The 18640-nt window shown below is 50.0% G+C and carries 10 protein-coding genes; 2 read left to right on the top strand and 8 right to left on the bottom strand.

Going from position 1 to position 18640, the window contains the following annotated elements; all coding sequences use genetic code 11:
* Positions 1-407: 407 nt before the first annotated feature.
* Complete coding sequence (locus R0134_RS12995; protein WP_319781583.1) at positions 408-1400, top strand: IS110 family transposase; 993 nt, start codon at positions 408-410, stop codon at positions 1398-1400.
* Positions 1401-1554: 154 nt separating this feature from the next.
* Here the strand turns inward: R0134_RS12995 and acnB are convergent, their stop codons facing one another.
* Complete coding sequence (acnB, locus tag R0134_RS13000) at positions 1555-4152, bottom strand: bifunctional aconitate hydratase 2/2-methylisocitrate dehydratase (RefSeq protein ID WP_319782382.1); 2598 nt, start codon at positions 4150-4152, stop codon at positions 1555-1557.
* Between the two features lie 426 nt (positions 4153-4578).
* Here acnB and R0134_RS13005 point away from each other — a divergent pair, with 426 nt between their 5' ends.
* A complete protein-coding gene (locus R0134_RS13005) occupies positions 4579-5550 on the top strand; it encodes a GGDEF domain-containing protein (protein ID WP_319782383.1) in 972 nt (323 codons plus the stop codon).
* Positions 5551-5679: 129 nt separating this feature from the next.
* Here the strand turns inward: R0134_RS13005 and R0134_RS13010 are convergent, their stop codons facing one another.
* The 7 genes from R0134_RS13010 to nadC all read right to left on the bottom strand — a co-directional run bounded on the left by R0134_RS13010 (position 5680) and on the right by nadC (position 18427).
* The gene (locus R0134_RS13010; protein WP_413641465.1) at positions 5680-7872 is read right to left on the bottom strand and encodes a patatin-like phospholipase family protein; all 2193 of its coding nucleotides are present in this window, start codon (positions 7870-7872) and stop codon (positions 5680-5682) included.
* Between the two features lie 331 nt (positions 7873-8203).
* The gene (locus R0134_RS13015) at positions 8204-10075 is read right to left on the bottom strand and encodes a methyl-accepting chemotaxis protein (RefSeq protein WP_319782386.1); all 1872 of its coding nucleotides are present in this window, start codon (positions 10073-10075) and stop codon (positions 8204-8206) included.
* A gap of 222 nt (positions 10076-10297) precedes the next feature.
* Entirely contained in the window at positions 10298-11722 is a 1425-nt protein-coding gene (gene lpdA / locus R0134_RS13020; RefSeq protein ID WP_319782387.1) for a dihydrolipoyl dehydrogenase, read from the bottom strand.
* 147 nt (positions 11723-11869) lie between these two features.
* Positions 11870-13762, bottom strand: a complete 1893-nt coding sequence (gene aceF / locus R0134_RS13025) for a pyruvate dehydrogenase complex dihydrolipoyllysine-residue acetyltransferase (protein WP_319782389.1) — start codon at positions 13760-13762, stop codon at positions 11870-11872.
* 11 nt (positions 13763-13773) lie between these two features.
* Entirely contained in the window at positions 13774-16434 is a 2661-nt protein-coding gene (gene aceE / locus R0134_RS13030; protein WP_319782390.1) for a pyruvate dehydrogenase (acetyl-transferring), homodimeric type, read from the bottom strand.
* Positions 16435-16492: 58 nt separating this feature from the next.
* On the bottom strand, positions 16493-17254 hold the full coding sequence (pdhR, locus tag R0134_RS13035) for a pyruvate dehydrogenase complex transcriptional repressor PdhR (RefSeq protein WP_319782391.1): 762 nt from the start codon (positions 17252-17254) through the stop codon (positions 16493-16495).
* A 330-nt stretch (positions 17255-17584) separates the two neighbouring features.
* A complete protein-coding gene (nadC, locus tag R0134_RS13040; protein WP_319784371.1) occupies positions 17585-18427 on the bottom strand; it encodes a carboxylating nicotinate-nucleotide diphosphorylase in 843 nt (280 codons plus the stop codon).
* Positions 18428-18640: the final 213 nt, after the last annotated feature.

Raw genomic sequence — 18640 nt, forward strand, 5'->3', positions numbered from 1 at the left:
AGAGTATCAGGAAGCCGATAAGAATCGGACTTCGCATCACAAGGTTGAGGTTGCATAAAGTACGAGGTCGAGGAACCAGTGACCATTATCTAACAAACCATTGCTTAAAGGAAAGGCCATGAACGTCTTTGTGGGGATTGATATTGCAGCTAAAACATTTGACCTTGTATGTTTAAGTCAGATGAATTGATAGAGTATTTAACAGTTACTGGGGAAGCCGTTGGCACCTGGAGGCAGTATTTACTGACCTCGTTTGTAGATTGGCTCCCCGCCTCATTGCAAAGCTCGAAGAGTATCAGGAAGCCGATAAGAATCGGACTTCGCATCACAAGGTTGAGGTTGCATAAAGTACGAGGTCGAGGAACCAGTGACCATTATCTAACAAACCATTGCTTAAAGGAAAGGCCATGAACGTCTTTGTGGGGATTGATATTGCAGCTAAAACATTTGACCTCGTGATGAGAAGTAATGGTCGGTCATCTAAAGTTGAGCAGTTCAAACAAACACCCCAAGGGCACGCCAAAGCAGTCAAACGACTCCTGGCTAAAACGGCTTCTCTTATCGTGATGGAAGCGACGGGAATTTACTATTTTGACTTGGCCGTCGCCTTGGTAAAAGCAGGATTACCCGTCGCCGTTATTAACCCCAAAAGCTTCCATCACTTTGCTACGCTTAAGCTGACGGGAAGCAAGACCGATGGTATCGACTCGGCCCTGTTGGCTGAGTACGGTGAGCGTATGGAGCCTCGACTCTGGACACCACCAAGCGAGAGCCACCTTGGCCTGCGGGACATCGGTAGGCAGATTAACCGCCTCACTGGTACACGCACCCAAGCGAAGAACCGGTTGCATGCGTTGCAAGCCAAACAGGCAACGATGCCGATGATAATCGAGGATGAGGAGGACGGGATTGATATGCTAAGCCGGCGTATTGACCGTCTGACGCAGGCCGCCCTCGCGTTAATTGCAGAGTCAGAAATACTTTCTCTGCATTTAAAGAATATGTCTGCTGCGAAGGGCGTAGGAAGGGCAACAGCACTCATTGTGTTGGCTGAATTATGCGTCCTACCTAAGGATTTAAAAGCGCCACAAGTTAGTCGATTTGCAGGGCTTGATGTGCGTCTCACGCAGTCAGGAACAAGTGTTAACCGACCTGCACGGCTCAGTAAAGCAGGTAATGCGTACCTTCGCTCGGCATTATATATGCCAGCGATGTGTGCAGCTCAGCACGACGTCAGGGCCAAAGCATTTTCAGAGGCGTTGGTCTCACGTGGCAAGAAAAAGATACAGGCTCAGTGCGCGATAATGAGAAAATATCTCACTGGCTTGTGGGCCTGTATGAAGACAGAAACGCCGTTTGATTCGACGTTATTGTTCAGTGAACAGCATATAAAATCTTGACGTCCAACAGAGTATCTACAAGGTCAAGGCACACATCTACGCAGGAGCATGGATGCGAGACATACCGGACGAGCGGCCAGCAGGCAAAAGCCGCCCATAAAAAAAGCCAGCCTCGAAGGGCTGGCTTTAACGCGTTTTGGAACTAACGAAAAACTTAGATAACTTGCTGGAAGATCACCGTATCGGCTTTTTCCACATAGCTGTCTAACTGATCAAAGTTCAAGTAACGATAGGTATCGGCGGCGGTGGCGTTTAACTGCTCTGCATACGCCAAATACTCAGCAACGGTCGGTAGCTTGCCATGAATGGCGGCGACTGCGGCCAGCTCGGCCGAGGCCAAGTACACGTTGGCGCCTTTACCTAAGCGGTTCGGGAAGTTACGCGTCGAGGTAGACACTACCGTGCTGTTATCAGCTACCCGTGCCTGGTTACCCATACACAGTGAACAACCCGGAGTTTCAATCCGCGCGCCCACACGGCCAAAGATGCCGTAGTAGCCTTCGCTGGTCAGCTGATCTTTGTCCATCTTGGTCGGTGGTGCCACCCACAAGCGAGTTGGCAGCTGGCCGGTGTATTTATCCAACAACTTACCGGCGGCGCGGAAGTGGCCGATATTGGTCATGCAAGAGCCAATAAAGACTTCATCGATGACTTCACCGGTTACTTCAGACAATAAACGTGCATCATCGGGATCGTTAGGTGCACACAGAATCGGCTCTTTAATGTCGCTCATGTCGATTTCTAGCACATGCACGTATTCTGCATCTGCGTCCGCTTCCAGCAACTCAGGATTAGCCAACCATGCTTCCATGCCCTGAATACGACGCTCTATGGTACGACGATCGCCGTAACCTTCGGCAATCATCCACTTGAGCATTACGATATTCGAGCTTAAGTACTCGGCAATCGGCTCTTGGCCAAGCTTAATGGTACAACCAGCAGCAGAGCGCTCGGCCGTCGCATCGGCCAGTTCAAAGGCTTGCTCAACTTTCAGCTCTGGCAGACCTTCAATTTCGACGATCCGACCGGAGAACTCGTTGACTTTACCGGCTTTAGCCACGGTCAGCAGACCATTTTTAATGCCAAAGTAAGGGATGGAGTGCACCAAGTCACGCAGCGTGATACCCGGCTGCATTTCACCCTTAAAGCGCACCAAAATCGACTCTGGCATATCCAACGGCATCACGCCGGTCGCTGCCGCAAAGGCCACTAAGCCTGAGCCCGCAGGGAAGGAAATACCAATCGGGAAACGGGTGTGCGAGTCACCACCGGTACCTACGGTATCCGGCAGCAACATGCGGTTTAACCAAGAGTGAATTACACCATCACCCGGGCGCAGTGACACACCGCCACGGTTCATAATGAAGTCTGGCAAGGTGTGGTGAGTGTTCACGTCAATCGGCTTTGGATAGGCCGAGGTATGACAGAACGACTGCATGGTTAAATCAGCAGAAAAGCCAAGGCAAGCCAAGTCTTTTAGCTCGTCACGGGTCATAGGGCCGGTGGTATCTTGTGAGCCGACCGTGGTCATTTTTGGCTCGCAATACTGGTTAGGGCGCACGCCTTTCACGCCACAGGCCTTGCCGACCATTTTCTGAGCCAAGGTAAAGCCTTTGCTCGACTCTACTACCGCCGCTGGGCGCTTAAACACAGTTGAGGTGTCTAAGCCTAACGCGGTGCGCGCTTTGTCAGTTAAACCACGACCGATAATCAAAGGAATACGGCCACCGGCGCGGACTTCATCAAGCAGCACTTCGGTTTTCAAGGTAAAGGTGCTTAACACTTGATCGCTGTTATGAGCGCAGATTTTGCCCTCATACGGATAAATGTCGATCACATCACCGGTATTCAGTTTATCCACATCACATTCGATGGGCAGCGCGCCGGCATCTTCCATGGTGTTGAAGAAAATTGGCGCAATTTTATTACCGATACAAATACCGCCGGCGCGCTTATTAGGCACAAACGGAATATCGTCACCCATGTGCCAGAGCACTGAGTTAGTTGCAGATTTACGGCTAGAACCGGTGCCTACCACGTCACCCACGTAAGCTAATGGGAAACCTTGAGCCTTTAAGGCTTCTAGCTCTTTGATCGGGCCGATTACGCCGTCTTCATCTGGCACTATGTCTTCACGGGAGTTTTTCAACATCGCAAGCGCGTGCAGCGGAATATCCGGGCGTGACCACGCATCTTGTGCTGGCGACAAGTCATCGGTGTTGGTTTCGCCGGGTACTTTAAAGACCCGCATGGTGATTTTTTCAGCCAAAGGCGCGCGCTCTAAAAACCACTCGGCATCGGCCCAAGACTGCATCACTTGCTTGGCGAAGGCATTACCGGCCTTGGCTTTTTCGTCCACGTCGTGAAAAGCATCAAACATCAATAAGGTGTGGCTCAGTGCTGTGGCAGCAATGGGCGCTAGGGCCTCAACTTCTAACAGCTCAACCAAAGGCGCGATATTGTAACCGCCCTGCATGGTGCCGAGTAATTCGGTGGCTTGGGCCGCAGAAACAACCGGTGAGCTCACTTCACCTTTAGCGACCGCTGCTAAGAAACCAGCTTTAACATAAGCGGCTTCATCCACACCGGGTGGGATGCGGGTAGAAAGTAATTCATAAAGAAAAGATTCTTCGCCCGCGGGAGGATTTTTAAGTAATTCAACCAAAGCGGCAACTTGCTCAGCGTTAAGGGGTTGGGCAACCACACCCTCAACGGCACGTTCTGCGACGTGTTTACGATAGGCTTCAAGCACGACTGTATCCTCTTATTATCATTCGCCATCTTGGCGGTAATATCCTTGTTAAGGGGCTTGGCCTGTAGGGTAAGGCCTAGCGTTAACCCCTCAGCGGACGTGGCGCTAGTATATAAGTTTTAACGCTAAATTAAAATCTAGCCCCAGCTCGCTTACACAGTATCGCGATTGAACCCATGTTTTATAACCTAAAGCAGCACAGTTCTGTCGATTACTTCACAGATCCGCTCAAGCCTTGCCCCCTAGTCTGTACGCAGCATTCTGCACGCCGTAAGTTAAAGCCAGCTAGCACTGAACGCTAAAAGATTATTTATTTGTTATGTTAGATCGTAAACCCAGTATTTTTTACATTATTAGGTGTGTAAAAATATTAGTGAGGTTATATGCCATTCTGATTGTCAGAATAATTTTTACTCCGAGGGCATTATGAATAATCAGCTAGAGGAAAAATTTCGGCTTTCGGTACTGTCGTTACTCGGAGTGCTATCTGTGTTGGGTATTACTCCCTTTGCAATTTTCCGTTACCTGCAAGGCAATATCATAGCTGCGATTATTGATTTAGTTTTGGTACTGGGCATCACAACGTTAGTGGGTTATGCCGTTCGCACTAAGAAAACGCGGGTGGTGAGTTGGCTAGTGGCCGCATTTATCAATGGTGGTGTATATGCCATTGTAATGACGAATGGCGTTGATAGTTTTTTATGGGTTTATCCTGTGATTGCCAGTACTTTTTTTATGGTAAGGCCCATAGAAGCGCTGGGTTTAAATGCCGCTTTAACGCTGGCGTGCGTATTTGTGCCTAATGTTTTTGACGTTGTTCCGCTGATGTCCTTTGTGGTGACCGTTTCAATGGTGTCAGTGACGACCTTTGCCTATGCCAGCCGCACTGAGACACAATTTCGCTTGCTAGAGAGGCTAAATACCATTGATGCACTAACAGGAGCCTTTAATCGGCGCGCGTTAAGCACGGATATAGCACAAGCGTTGTCTGTCGCCGAGCGTAACGCTACGCCCTATATGTTAGCCATCTTAGACTTGGATCATTTCAAAATGGTAAATGATAAGTTTGGCCACGTTGCTGGCGATCAGATACTCAAAGATCTGGTGACCATTACTAATGCGAATATTCGTAAATACGATCGTTTTTATCGATTTGGCGGAGAAGAGTTTGTACTTTTAATCCCCGAGATTAAAGACCAGCAGGCATTTATCTCTACACTTAGAGCCGCTATTAAAAAAGAGTTGAAAACACCCGATGGCAAAGAAGTAACCGTTTCATTTGGTGTTACCGCTTGGGTGCCGGGGACGACGGAAGATAGCTGGTTAAAGAATGCAGATGACGCGCTTTATCGTGCTAAAGCCAGCGGACGTGATTGTGCAGTATTCAGCGATGCATAGTCGTTGTTGATACAGCAAATATTGTTCCGCTCGCTGCCATTTTAACAATGGAGCTCAAAACTTTATCTTTGGCTGTAGCTCCTTTTCCTCACGCTTTGCTCTTTAGCCTTCACTCCTCTCCCACACAGCTTAAAAACTAAATAAATTACCGAAATAAAGATAAAGGCTGCTCTTATCTCCTTCACCTTGGCCATAAGCCAAATACAAGGGGCCCCAGTTGGTATCCACGCCGATAAAGACACTGCCAGCGGTAAGCGCCGACTCCCAGCTTACGTCAGTGCCCTTGTTCCACACCCCGCCTCGCTCCAACGAGCTGCCTAAATAAACCGGCGAGCGAAAGGCGCCAAAATCATTATCAAACCAGCGATAGTGATAGAGCAAACCGGCAAAGCCGCTGTAGCGACCACTCAGCTGGTCGCGCTGGTAACCGGAGAGATTAAATAAGCCGCCTAAGCTGCGAGCAAATATCGGCAAGCTTTGTTCGACGTTGGAGCCGCCCAAGGCAAACTTACTGACCAAGGTGTGGCGATCAAACTGATACGGACTCAGCCATTCCAGCTCATAATCAAGCCCAGTAGTACTGTCGTGCTGGCCGTTGGCGGTTTGACTATTGCGAAAATAACCTAACTTAACTTCCAGCGCCGTGCCTTGAGTGGGGAAAAACACATTATCTAAGGTGTCATGGCTGAGGCGCAAATAAGGGCCAACAGAGCCGACGTCCAGATTTTGCTCTACATTGCGCGCTTCAATATCTCCCACCAAGCCTTGCACACCCAGCGCCAACTCTCGCCAAGGTTGCAAGTTATAACCCAGCTCAGTATTGAGGCTCCAAGTGGTATAGTCCGTATCTAGACTGGTGAGTGGGCGAAACAGCTCATATTGCGGATCATCCACATCAAAATAAAACTGCCGCGACTTTTTTTCGTACTGGCCGCGCAGCTTCCAAAAGGCATCATAATCGGACACGATTGGCGTATAAATTTCACTGGCCAGCAGCTTATTACTGCCAAAGGTGGTTTCCACTAACCATTCGCCGCCCAGCGTATTAATATTAGTGCGCCTAAATTGCGCGCCAATTTCATAGTTAGCCCGGTCAGAAAAATCATCTTCCAGCGCAAATTTTAAATCAACGAAGCCCGGCCCCCAGCCTTTTTCATTGGTTTTCACTGTTAACACTTGCTCGCCGGCTTGCTCTTCAATGCGATAGCTCACCCGTTCAAAAGCATCCAGCGCATACAGCCGGCGCACCCCCTCTTCTAATTCTTGAGATTGGTGAAACTGCCCCGGCACTAGGCCCAGCACATCACGAATGGTTTTCTCGCTGAGCTTAGAGTCATTACTGACCTCTACTCGGTCTAAATACACCGCATCTGAGCGCTGTAACTGGGCACGCCTGTCTAATTTATTAGACTGATAAGCAAAGTAGTCGGCCTCGTTTAAAGCCAAGGGTTGCAATTTTGACTGCATGGCACGCGTAGCTTGTGCACCGCGGGTAATGGCTTCAGGCATCAGCTGAAAATCACCTAACCCTATGCCATCAATGTTTGGAGTAAGCAGCACATCTTGGGGGGTGAGCTGGTCAATTTGGCGCTGCGTACTAGAGCGGGTTAGGTAATTAGTAAGCTGGCTGACCATGGCCAGTGCGCCGTCTAACTGCTCACGGGATAACATGGCATCGCCAATATCGACCGCGATGATGATGTCGGCGCCCAGCTCCAGAGCCACATCGACCGGCATATTATTGACCACGCCGCCATCAGCTAACAATTGGCCATTGATCTCCACGGGCTGTAGCACGCCGGGTACTGACATGGACGCCTGCATCACTGTGGCCAAATGGCCTTCTTTTAAAATAACCGGCGTCACGGTTTCCATATTAGTGGCCACGGCCCGATACGGGATGGGCAAGTCATCGAAGCTCTGTAAGCCCGGCAAGTTTAAGGTGCTTTGGCGCAGCAGAGCCCCCATGCCCTGACCTTGAAAAAAGCCGCCGGGTAAGCTCAGTTTCCAATCGGTATTAATACCAATATCGGTGCGCAGTAAAAATTCATCATTTTGCCGCTTACGGCGTAACGAAAGCTCATCACGCCCCACTTTGTCTTGATAACCTTGATTCCAGTCCAGCGCTAATACTTGTGCTTCCAGCTCATCTGCATCTAAACCGAGCGCATACATGCCAGCGATATAGGCGCCCATGCTGGTGCCGGTGACGATATCAATAGGAATACGCAGCTCTTCTAATACCTTGATCACGCCGATGTGTGCTGCACCCTTAGCCCCACCGCCGCTGAGCACCAAGGCGATTTTCGGGCGTTGAGTCATTAGAGGCTCAGGCGCGCCGTTATCGACCACAGGTACAGACACAGCTTGTACTTGGCCATAAGCGACGCTGGCATTGAGCCCTAATAATAAACACAACAGATAAAGGCGCATGGTAACCAACACTCAACAACAGCAGGGACTGTCATTGTAGGGGGGAGTTAGCTCAAGTGGTAGCTACACGCTTCGCGCAATGTTGAATGTTAAATTTTTAATGTGAATGAAAAACTAACCTAGAGTGCCACCGAAGATACGGCACACTACAAAAAACACCCGCCGGTTGAGGTGCGGGTGTTTGGGTTTAGCTCGGCGCTGGGTGCTTTACGCCGTTAAGTTACGGTAATTGAAAGCGACCAATCAGGCGTTGTAATTCACTGCCTTGGCGGGCCAATTCATTACTGCTGGCGGCAGTTTGCTCGGTAGCGGCGGCGGAGTGGTCCGAGACTTCGCGAATGCTAAATACCGAACGGTTAATTTCTTCGGCGACCGTGCTCTGTTCCTCGGCGGCAGTAGCGATTTGATTATTCATTTGCTGAATATCAGAAACAGAACGGGTAACTTTATGAATCGACTCCCCCGCCTCGTTGGCAATAGTGACTGCTTCACTCGCCATCGCCGAGCTTTCTTCCATCATCAGCACTGATTCTTGGGCTTTCTTTTGCAGACCTTTGATCAAGATTTCAATTTCGGCCGTGGCCTTTTGCGTACGTTGGGCTAATGCTCGTACTTCATCGGCCACCACCGCAAAGCCACGACCTTGCTCGCCGGCGCGTGCTGCTTCAATCGCCGCGTTTAAGGCCAGCAAGTTAGTTTGTTCAGCCACGCCTTTGATCACATCCAAGATGCTACCGATATTCACGCTTTCGGCTTCAAGCTGATTAATCGTCTGCAATGACTCACCAATATCTGCGGACAACTTACCTATTTGCTCTATGGCCAGGTTAACCTTGCGATTCCCATCACCGGCTTCACTGTCAGCCGTGCGAGCTGAATCAAAGGCGGTTTCTGCATTGCGTGCCACTTCTTGCACGGTAGCGGCCATTTCGTTCATGGCCGTAGACACTTGCTCAAGCTCCATGCGCTGCTGATTGACACCACTGCGGCTTTGCTCAGACACCGCAGACAGCTCTTCAGCAGAAGCCGCAATGTGCGTTGAGCTATTGCTTAGGTCACCCACTAATTGGCGCAAGTTAACAGTCATCACTTGCATCTGATCCATTAGCTTGCCCAGCTCATCACCGCGGTTATGCTGCATATCTTGGCTCAAGTCGCCTTGGGCAATACGGTTCGCTTGGCTGACTAATAAGGCCAGTGGATTGACGATACCACGGGTGATCATGGTGGCAAACAATACCCCCATGGCCAGCGCAATCACAGTGATCAGAAAAATAATAAACTTAGCTTGGACACTATCGTCCTGCATGTGCTGTTGTTGTATGTCTAATAATTGCTCGGCTTTTTGGGCAATATCGATAGCGTGATCGGTAATGCGTTTATCTGTGCTCGCCAAATTAGCCATTAACTCGGTCACTGTGGCGTGATATTGCTGAAACTGCTTAAGACTCGCTTGAATAGCTTTAATATCAGCATCTTCTTTTACCATTAACCGCAGCTCGAGGCCTCTTAATAAATTAGTAACATCGGTCGCCACTCGAATACCTAGATCTGCTTGTCGATCGAGCGCAAAGTCTTTTTGATTTAAGCGAATAATCCCCAATTGCTTTAGCCAATTGCTGGCACTCATTTCGCGGCCAAGTAAGCGATGGGCATTTTCCTGTGCCGAATTACCCACAGCATTGATATCGACGATGGCGGCTTGCATACTTTCATTAAACTGCACCATGTTATCTAGCTCAACTTCATAAAATTTAGTGCCCATCAATATTTGGTCGATAAGGCCTGTATCTTTGGGCTCAGTTAACATGGGTAGTAAATGTTCCGCCTCCAGTCTGGCTTCATCCACATGGGTTCTCGCCTGCTCCAGCTGGCCTTTATCGTTCATCAACATGTAGTTTTTTTGAAAGAAGCGCGCTTTACTGACCAATAAATCAATTTTACCGGCGCGCTCTAGTTTATCAGAGCGTTCTAATACAGAAGTAAGCGAATAAAAACTCACCACGGCGGTAATTAACGTCGCAAGCAGCACCAAGGCAAAGCCCAGCGTGAGCTTAGTCCTCACGCTTATTTGAGTCAGTTTAGAGAGCATAATTTTTTATCCTGTGATGAGTTATTATTTTTATCGACACAACAATATCGGCTGTACGAATTAAAACATGAAGCCAGATTCGTTAAAAAATCCCTTCGCTCAGCTATCTTAGTTCACCCCCCAGAAGTTGACTCTCATATGAATCCAAATTATGGACATAAAACAAAACGCCCAGCATAAGCTGGGCGTTTTTATTTACTGCGTATTCAGGTTAAAAGAAGCTTACTTCTTTTTCGCCTTCGGGTTTGGCATGTCGGTGATTGAGCCTTCAAACACCTCGGCCGCCATACCCACAGACTCATGCAGAGTCGGGTGAGCATGTATGGTCAAGGCGATGTCTTCGGCATCGGCACCCATTTCGATAGCTAAACCAATTTCGCCCAACAGCTCGCCGGCGTTAGTACCAATAGTGGCACCACCCAGTACGCGATGGGTTTCTTTGTCGAAAATCAGCTTAGTCATACCATAGGCAGAGTCAGAAGCGATGGCACGGCCTGAGGCCGCCCAAGGGAAAGTCGCAACTTCAACGTTCAAGCCTTGCTCTTTCGCTTCTTTCTCGGTAACACCAACCCAAGCTACTTCTGGTTCGGTATAAGCGATCGATGGGATCACCTTAGGATCGAAGTAGTGGTTAAGACCTGAGATAACCTCAGCGGCCACGTGACCTTCATGCACACCTTTGTGGGCCAGCATAGGTTGACCTACGATGTCGCCAATGGCGTGAATGTGTGACACGTTGGTGCGCAGCTGTTTGTCGACGCGAATGAAACCACGCTCATCGACGGTAACACCGGCTTTCTCGGCGTCCAGCAACTTACCGTTTGGCACACGACCGATAGCCACCAATACGGCGTCATAAACGATAGTGCTGCTCACGCCTTTCTTGTCTTCCATGGTCACGTGAATGCCGTCGTCTTTGGCATCAACGGCAGTAACCTTGGTTTCAAGCATCAGATTGAACTTGTCTTTCACCTGTTTGGTGTAGATCTTGATAAGATCTTTATCAGCAGCTGGAATAACTTGGTCGAACATCTCAACCACGTCAATCTTAGAGCCCAGCGAGTAATACACGGTACCCATTTCTAGGCCGATAATACCGCCGCCCATTACCAGCAGCTTCTCAGGAATTTCGCGCAGCTCTAACGCACCAGTTGAATCCCAAACCCGTGGGTCTTCGTGGGGAATGAAAGGCAACTGAATAGGACGAGAACCTGCAGCGATAATGGCGTTCTCGAAGTTGATGGTGGTGTTACCGCCCTCGCCTTCTACCACTATGGTGTTAGGGCCGGTGAACTTGCCGTAGCCGTTCACAACCTTAACTTTACGCATCTTAGCCATGCCACCCAAACCTTGGGTTAACTGGCCAATCACTTTTTCTTTGTGGGTGCGGATCTGGTCAAGATCGATTTGCGGCGCGGCAAATGTAACGCCGTGGCTGCCCATCATCTTGGCTTCTTCCATTACTTTAGCGATATGCAATAACGCTTTAGAAGGAATACAACCCACGTTCAGACACACGCCGCCCAGTGTTGAGTAACGCTCAACCAATACGACTTCTAGCCCCAGGTCGGCGGCACGGAATGCTGCAGAGTAACCTGCAGGGCCCGAACCCAATACCACAACCTGAGCTTTAACTTCTTGACTCATGGTGACCTCTATTATGATTTTTAGCCCCGTTTAAGCATGGCTGAAAAGCCTAGACTCAATACGGCCACACAGCTGTAACGGGCCAAAGTTTACTGTTCTGTAATAGAAAAGAAAGTAAAAAGGCGGGCATTTGCCCACCTTGTCACATTAAAGGGCTAAACGACGAAGGTCGCTTAACACACCACTCATCATAGTGATGAAACGAGCACCATCGGCGCCGTCAATCACACGGTGGTCATAAGACAGAGCCAGCGGCTGCATCAGGCGAGGTTCGAACTCTTTGCCGTTCCAAACTGGCTTGATGCTGGACTTAGATACGCCCAAGATGGCCACTTCAGGTGCGTTCACGATAGGTGTGAACTGAGTGCCACCAATGCCGCCCAAGGACGAAATGGTGAAGCAACCACCTTGCATGTCGGCACCAGTTAGCTTGCCGTCACGGGCTTTCTTGGAGATTTCGCCAAGCTCAATCGCTAACTCGCGAATGCCTTTCTTGTTCACGTCGCGTACTACCGGTACAACCAAACCGTTTGGCGTATCAACCGCCACACCGATGTTGATGTACTTCTTCATTACCAAAGACTGCTCGTCTTGTGACAATGAAGAACAGAACTTCGGATACGCTTCCAACGCTTTAGCAGCGGCCTTCATGATAAAGATCAGCGGGGAAATCTTATAACCCAGCTTCTGCTTATCAGCGATGGCGTTTTCCGTTTTGCGGAACTCTTCCAGCTCAGTGATATCGGTTTCGTCAAACTGCGTCACGTGTGGGATTTTTACCCAGTTGCGGTGCAGGTTAGGACCCGAGATCTTCTGAATGCGCGTCATTGGCACTTCTTCAACTTCACCAAACTTGGCAAAATCTACTTTTGGCCATGCCAGCACGGCCATGCCGCCGCCCGCTACTGCAACACCGGCAGGTTGACTAGCAACTTGCTTGATGATGCCTTTAACGTAGCTTTGCACGTCTTCTTTCAGGATACGGCTCTTAGGACCAGTAGCGGCAACCTTAGACAGGTCAACACCAAATTCACGGGCTAAACGACGTACCACAGGCGTGGCGTGCACATACGCATTGTTCTCAACGAACTCAGCTTTAGCAGCCGGTGCCGCAGCGGCAGGAGCCGCTTTTGGCGCAGCCGGGGCTGCAGCAGGTGCACTGGCGGCAGGAGCCGAGGCGCTTGTTGCCGGTGAAGCAGCAACTTCAAATACCATGACCAGAGATCCAGTATTAACCTTGTCGCCAACGTTAATCTTGATTTCTTTAACCACACCGGCAAACGGTGACGGTACTTCCATAGACGCCTTGTCACCTTCCACAGTCAAAATAGACTGTTCGGCTTCAACGGTGTCGCCCACGGCAACCATGACTTCAGTCACTTCAACTTCGTCACCGCCAATGTCAGGCACGTTCACGTCTTTGGCTTGCGGTGCGCTCGCCGCTGCAGGAGCAGCAGTAGGCGCGGCCGCCGCAGGGGCAGAAGCGGCAGGAGCCGAGGCGCCCGCTACTTCGAAGACCATGATCTGTGAACCAGTTTTAACCTTGTCGCCAACGGCTACTAAGATTTCAACAATTTTACCAGCGGAAGGAGACGGGATTTCCATAGAAGCCTTATCGCCTTCTACGCCAATCAGCGTCTGCTCTTCAGTAACGGTGTCGCCAACAGCCACGTTGATTTCGGTAACTTCAACTTCGTCATCACCAATATCAGGCACTGCTACGTCTTGGCGCGCAGCAGTGGCAGGTGCAGCAGGAGCTGCAGCCGCCGGTGCTTCTGCCGCGGCAGTAGGGGCAGCCGCGCCGCCCTCTTCTGCTTCGAATACCATGATCAAAGAACCGGTATTGATGGTGTCGCCAAGAGCAACTTTAATTTCTTTAACCACACCCGCGCTTGGGGCAGGTATTTCCATGGAGGCTTTGTCGCCTTCCACGGTTAGCAGTGACTGCTCAAGTTCAACACGGTCGCCAACGGCCACCATGATTTCGGTCACTTCTACCTCGTCTGCGCCGATATCTGGCACCAGAATATCTTTAGACATGTATTACCCCTTTACGCGTACAGCGGGTTGATCTTATCAGCGTCGATACCGTATTTCGTAATGGCATCGGCAACAACTTTCTTGTCCAGCGTTCCTTGCTTAACCAGCTCGGTCAGTGCAGCAATCACTATGTAGTTCTTGTTGACTTCGAAGTGGCGACGCAGGTTGTCACGGCTGTCTGAACGGCCGAAACCATCTGTACCCAATACTTTGTAGCTCGCTGAAGGCATGAAGGCGCGCACTTGTTCGGCGTAGTTCTTCATGTAGTCAGTGGCAGCAATAGCAGGCTCGCTACCCATCACTTGTGCGATGTAAGGTACGCGGGCTTCTTCAGTTGGGTGCAACATGTTCCAGCGCTCAACGTCTTGACCGTCACGGGTCAGTTCGTTGAATGAAGGCACACTGAAGATGTCAGAACCAATGCCGTACTCTTCAGATAACATGGCGGCGGCTTGGCGCACGTCGTTCAAGATAGTACCTGAACCCATCAACTGTACTTTACCTTTGCTACCCGCAACTGTGTCCAGCTTGTAGATACCCTTACGGATACCTTCTTCAGCGCCTTCTGGCATAGCTGGCTGATGGTAGTTTTCGTTCAAGGTAGTGATGTAGTAGTAGATGTTTTCTGGATTATCACCGTACATACGACGCAAACCGTCTTGTACGATAACCGCTACTTCATACACATAAGTTGGATCATAGGTGATACAGTTAGGAATAACGCTGGCTTGAACATGGCTGTGGCCATCTTCGTGCTGCAGACCTTCACCGTTCAGCGTCGTACGACCTGAAGTACCACCAATCATGAAGCCGCGCGCCTGTTGGTCGCCGGCCAACCAGCACAAATCACCCACACGTTGGAAACCGAACATCGAGTAGTAGATGTAGAACGGAATCATCGGGAAGTCGTTGGTGCTGTAAGAAGTCGCAGCGGCTAACCATGAAGACGTTGCACCCAGCTCGTTGATACCTTCTTGCAGTACCTGGCCTTTGATGTCTTCTTTGTAGTAAGCAACTTGCTCACGGTCTTGCGGAGTATATTGCTGACCGTTAGGGCTGTAGATACCGATTTGACGGAACAGACCTTCCATACCAAAGGTACGGGCTTCATCGGCCAAGATAGGCACGATGCGCTCACCAATGGACTTGTTCTTCAGCATGATGTTTAAGGCACGCACGAACGCCATTGTGGTAGAAACTTCACGCTTTTGCTCACCCAGCAATGATTCAAACTCAGACAGCTCAGGAATTTGCAGCTTATCTGTGCTTTCAGGCAAACGAGTCGGTAAGTAGCCTTTCAGCGCTTTACGACGAGCATGCAGGTACTCGTGTTCACGAGTGCCTTCTTTAATTTCGATGTACGGCAGATCGGTGATGTCTTCGTCGCTTACTTCCAGATTGAAACGGTCACGGAAGTGCTTAACGGACGACATGTCCATGTTCTTAACCTGGTGGGCAATGTTCTTGCCTTCAGCCGCTTCACCCATGCCGTAACCTTTAACGGTTTTGGCCAAGATAACAGTCGGCTTGCCTTTGGTCTCGGCAGCATTTTTGTACGCAGCGTACATTTTAGCTGGATCGTGACCACCACGGTTCAGGGCGAAGACCTCTTCGTCAGACATATCTTTGACCAGTTCTAAGGTCTCAGGATATTTGCCAAAGAAGTGCTCACGCACGTAGGCACCGTCTTTCGACTTAAAGGTCTGATAGTCACCGTCTACCGTTTCGTTCATCAGTTGAACTAGCTTACCGGTCTTATCTTTTTCGATCAGCTCGTCCCAACGACGACCCCAGATCACCTTAACCACGTTCCAGCCAGCACCGTTAAAGATACCGTCCAGCTCGTTGATGATCTTACCGTTACCAATTACAGGGCCGTCAAGGCGCTGCAGGTTACAGTTGATGATGAAGCACAGGTTGTCCAGCTTTTCGCGAGCCGCGATGGTGATCACACCTTTGGATTCTGGCTCATCCATTTCACCGTCGCCCAAGTAGGCGTAAACGCGCTGCTCAGAACAGTCTTTCAGACCACGGTTAGTCAGATACTTCAAGAAACGCGCTTGATAGATGGCGTTCAATGGACCTAGACCCATAGATACGGTCGGGAACTGCCAGAAGTCAGGCATCAGCTTAGGGTGCGGATAAGAAGGAATGCCTTTACCGTCTACTTCTTGACGGAACATGTCCAACTGAGCGGCAGTTAAGCGGCCTTCAGCAAACGCACGAGCATAGATGCCAGGCGAGATATGGCCTTGGAAGAACACCAAGTCGCCGCCGTCTTTTTCGTTACGAGCGCGGTAGAAGTGGTTAAAGCCCACTTCATACATAGTGGCACTGGACGAGTAAGAAGCCATGTGGCCACCCAAGTCCAGATCTTTTCTAGAGGCGCGCAGCACGATCATCACTGAGTTCCAGCGGATAATAGCGCGGATACGACGTTCCAGATCCCAGTTACCCGGGTACTCAGTCTCGTCTGCAGACTTAATGCTGTTGACGTAGTCTGAGTGGGCGTTTCTGGCCACTGCTACACCGGCTTTAATGGCTTTAGTGGTGAGGCGCTCATAAATGTACTGGGCGCGCTCAGGTCCTTCTTGACGGATCAAAGATTCAAGAGAGTCTAGCCACTCTTGAGTTTCTATTGAATCCACATCGTTGTTCAGGATATCAGACATGGCTGTTTCCTATCTCGTTTGGGGCTCATGCCCATGGGTTTCATTGCCGAAGGCATTGTTATTCCTGCTGTTTATTACGGCGTAAAGAGCGCTGAATACGGCTCTCTTCACGCTGAATATCGAGCAGCGTTTCTTCTATAAAGGCCAGGTGCTCATGACAAGCATCTCTGGCCTGTTCCGGCTCGCGAGACAATATGCAGTGGATAAGATTAGCGCGATGCACTCGGATCTTTTCCACCATACCGGCGCGCCGGTTTAAAATTTTGATATTGCGCAAGATACTGGACTCTAGCAGCGGCTGCATGGCGCGCAACAGGTGTAATAACACCACGTTGTGGGCCGCTGCCGCTACCGCGATATAAAATTCGGCGGCAGCGGCGGCTTCTGCGGGCAGGTCACCCAGCTCTTGTGCTTGTACTATGGCCAGCTGTGCGCCACGAATGGTATCGAAGTCAGCTTCGTTGCCGCGCGTGGCGGCGTAAAATGCAGAGATACCTTCCATGGTATGACGAAACTCCAACATGTCGTATTGCGACTCTGGATGTTCCGCCAACAGCTGAAATAACGGGTCAGCTAATCCTTTAGTCAGGGCGTTTTGCACATAAGTGCCCCCTCCCTGACGACGAGAAACCAAGCCTCTTGCTTCCAGCAATTGGATGGCTTCTCGTACCGAGGGTCGAGATACGGCGTATTGCTCTGCAAGCTCCCGCTCTGGCAACAAGCGTTGACCAGGCTGTAAGCTGCCTTCTACTATCATCTGCTCAATTTTGGCGGCGATAGTGTCGGCAAGTTTTGGCTGCTTAATACGCTGATTCGACATTTAACTCGGCTTATATTGGTAAGACCAATTGACACTGTTAAAAAAAGGTATCATTCCGAGGTTAAAATGTCCAATTATTTAATATTCATTGCACACAATCTAAAAAAACAGTCCACGCTTTTTAGCCAAGATTCTAGGCTAGACCAGTCCAGAATAAACAGCAACTTAGAATAACCGACAAGTGTAGTTAAGTTGCTGTTTATTTGGCAATAAAAGTGGTGAGTGAGACGGCGAATAGTGAGGTGTAAGGCGCTAGGTGAGATGTGAAGGGAAGTCTAGCTCGCACATCGCTCTTATATGTTACCCCTCACCCTTCACTCCTCACGTATTTTAACCTTCAACCCGCAACGACAGATCCAACGCTTGCACATGCTTGGTTAGCGCACCCACAGAGATAAAATCCACACCTGTGGCAGCAAAGCTGGCGATGGTGTCTAGCGTGACATTACCGGACACTTCTAACTTGGCCGCACCTTGGGTCATGGCGACCGCAGCTCGCATATCTTGGGTACTAAAGTTATCAAGCATAATAATGTCGGCACCCGCTTTAAGTGCTTGCTCTAGCTCGGCCAAAGACTCGACTTCCACTTCCACGGATTTTTCTGGCTGCAAGCGGCGGGCTTCGGCTACGGCCTTGTCGATACCGCCACAGGCAAAGATATGATTTTCTTTGATCAGATAGGCGTCATAGAGGCCTAGGCGATGATTATGACCGCCACCGCAGGTGACCGCGTATTTCAGCGCCAGCCGCAAACCGGGCAGTGTTTTACGGGTATCAAGCAAACGGCATTGAGTACCGACTAATTGATCAACATAGCTACGCGTGACTGTGGCCACACCCGACAAGGTTTGAATAAAATTCAGCGCGGTACGCTCGCCGGTCATAATAGCGCGGGCCGGGCCGGTTAAGGTCAGTAGGCGTTGATTGGCAGTAACCGCATCACCGTCACTCACTAACCATTGCAGCGCAACTTCACCGCCGAGCTGGCGAAACGTTTCTTCCGTAAAGGCTTGGCCACAAAACACCCCATCTTCGCGGGTGATCACATGCGCCACTACCTCCTCAGACTCGGGCAACAGCTGTGCTGTAATATCGCGAGTAGCATCTAAGGTACCGCCCAAGTCCTCGGTGAGGGCTGCGGTAACATTAAAACGGACTTCTTGTGCCAACATAGTTTTTTCCAACATTACTTTTTCCCGTATCAGCAGTAGCCTGTTATTCAACTGTTTATGGTTATCCCCCACGGGGAGCGATCAGTTTTAAGCCGTAAGCTGTCAGTTAAAGAAACACCGACCTTATAGCGGCTGGTCCTGCGATGCAGGATGGCTGTTTCTATTGCAGTTAAGTTGTTGAACTTAACTTATGGCTTACAGCTTATCGCTTCC

Source organism: Oceanisphaera sp. IT1-181, assembly GCF_033807535.1.
In the GTDB taxonomy this organism is placed as follows: domain Bacteria; phylum Pseudomonadota; class Gammaproteobacteria; order Enterobacterales; family Aeromonadaceae; genus Oceanimonas.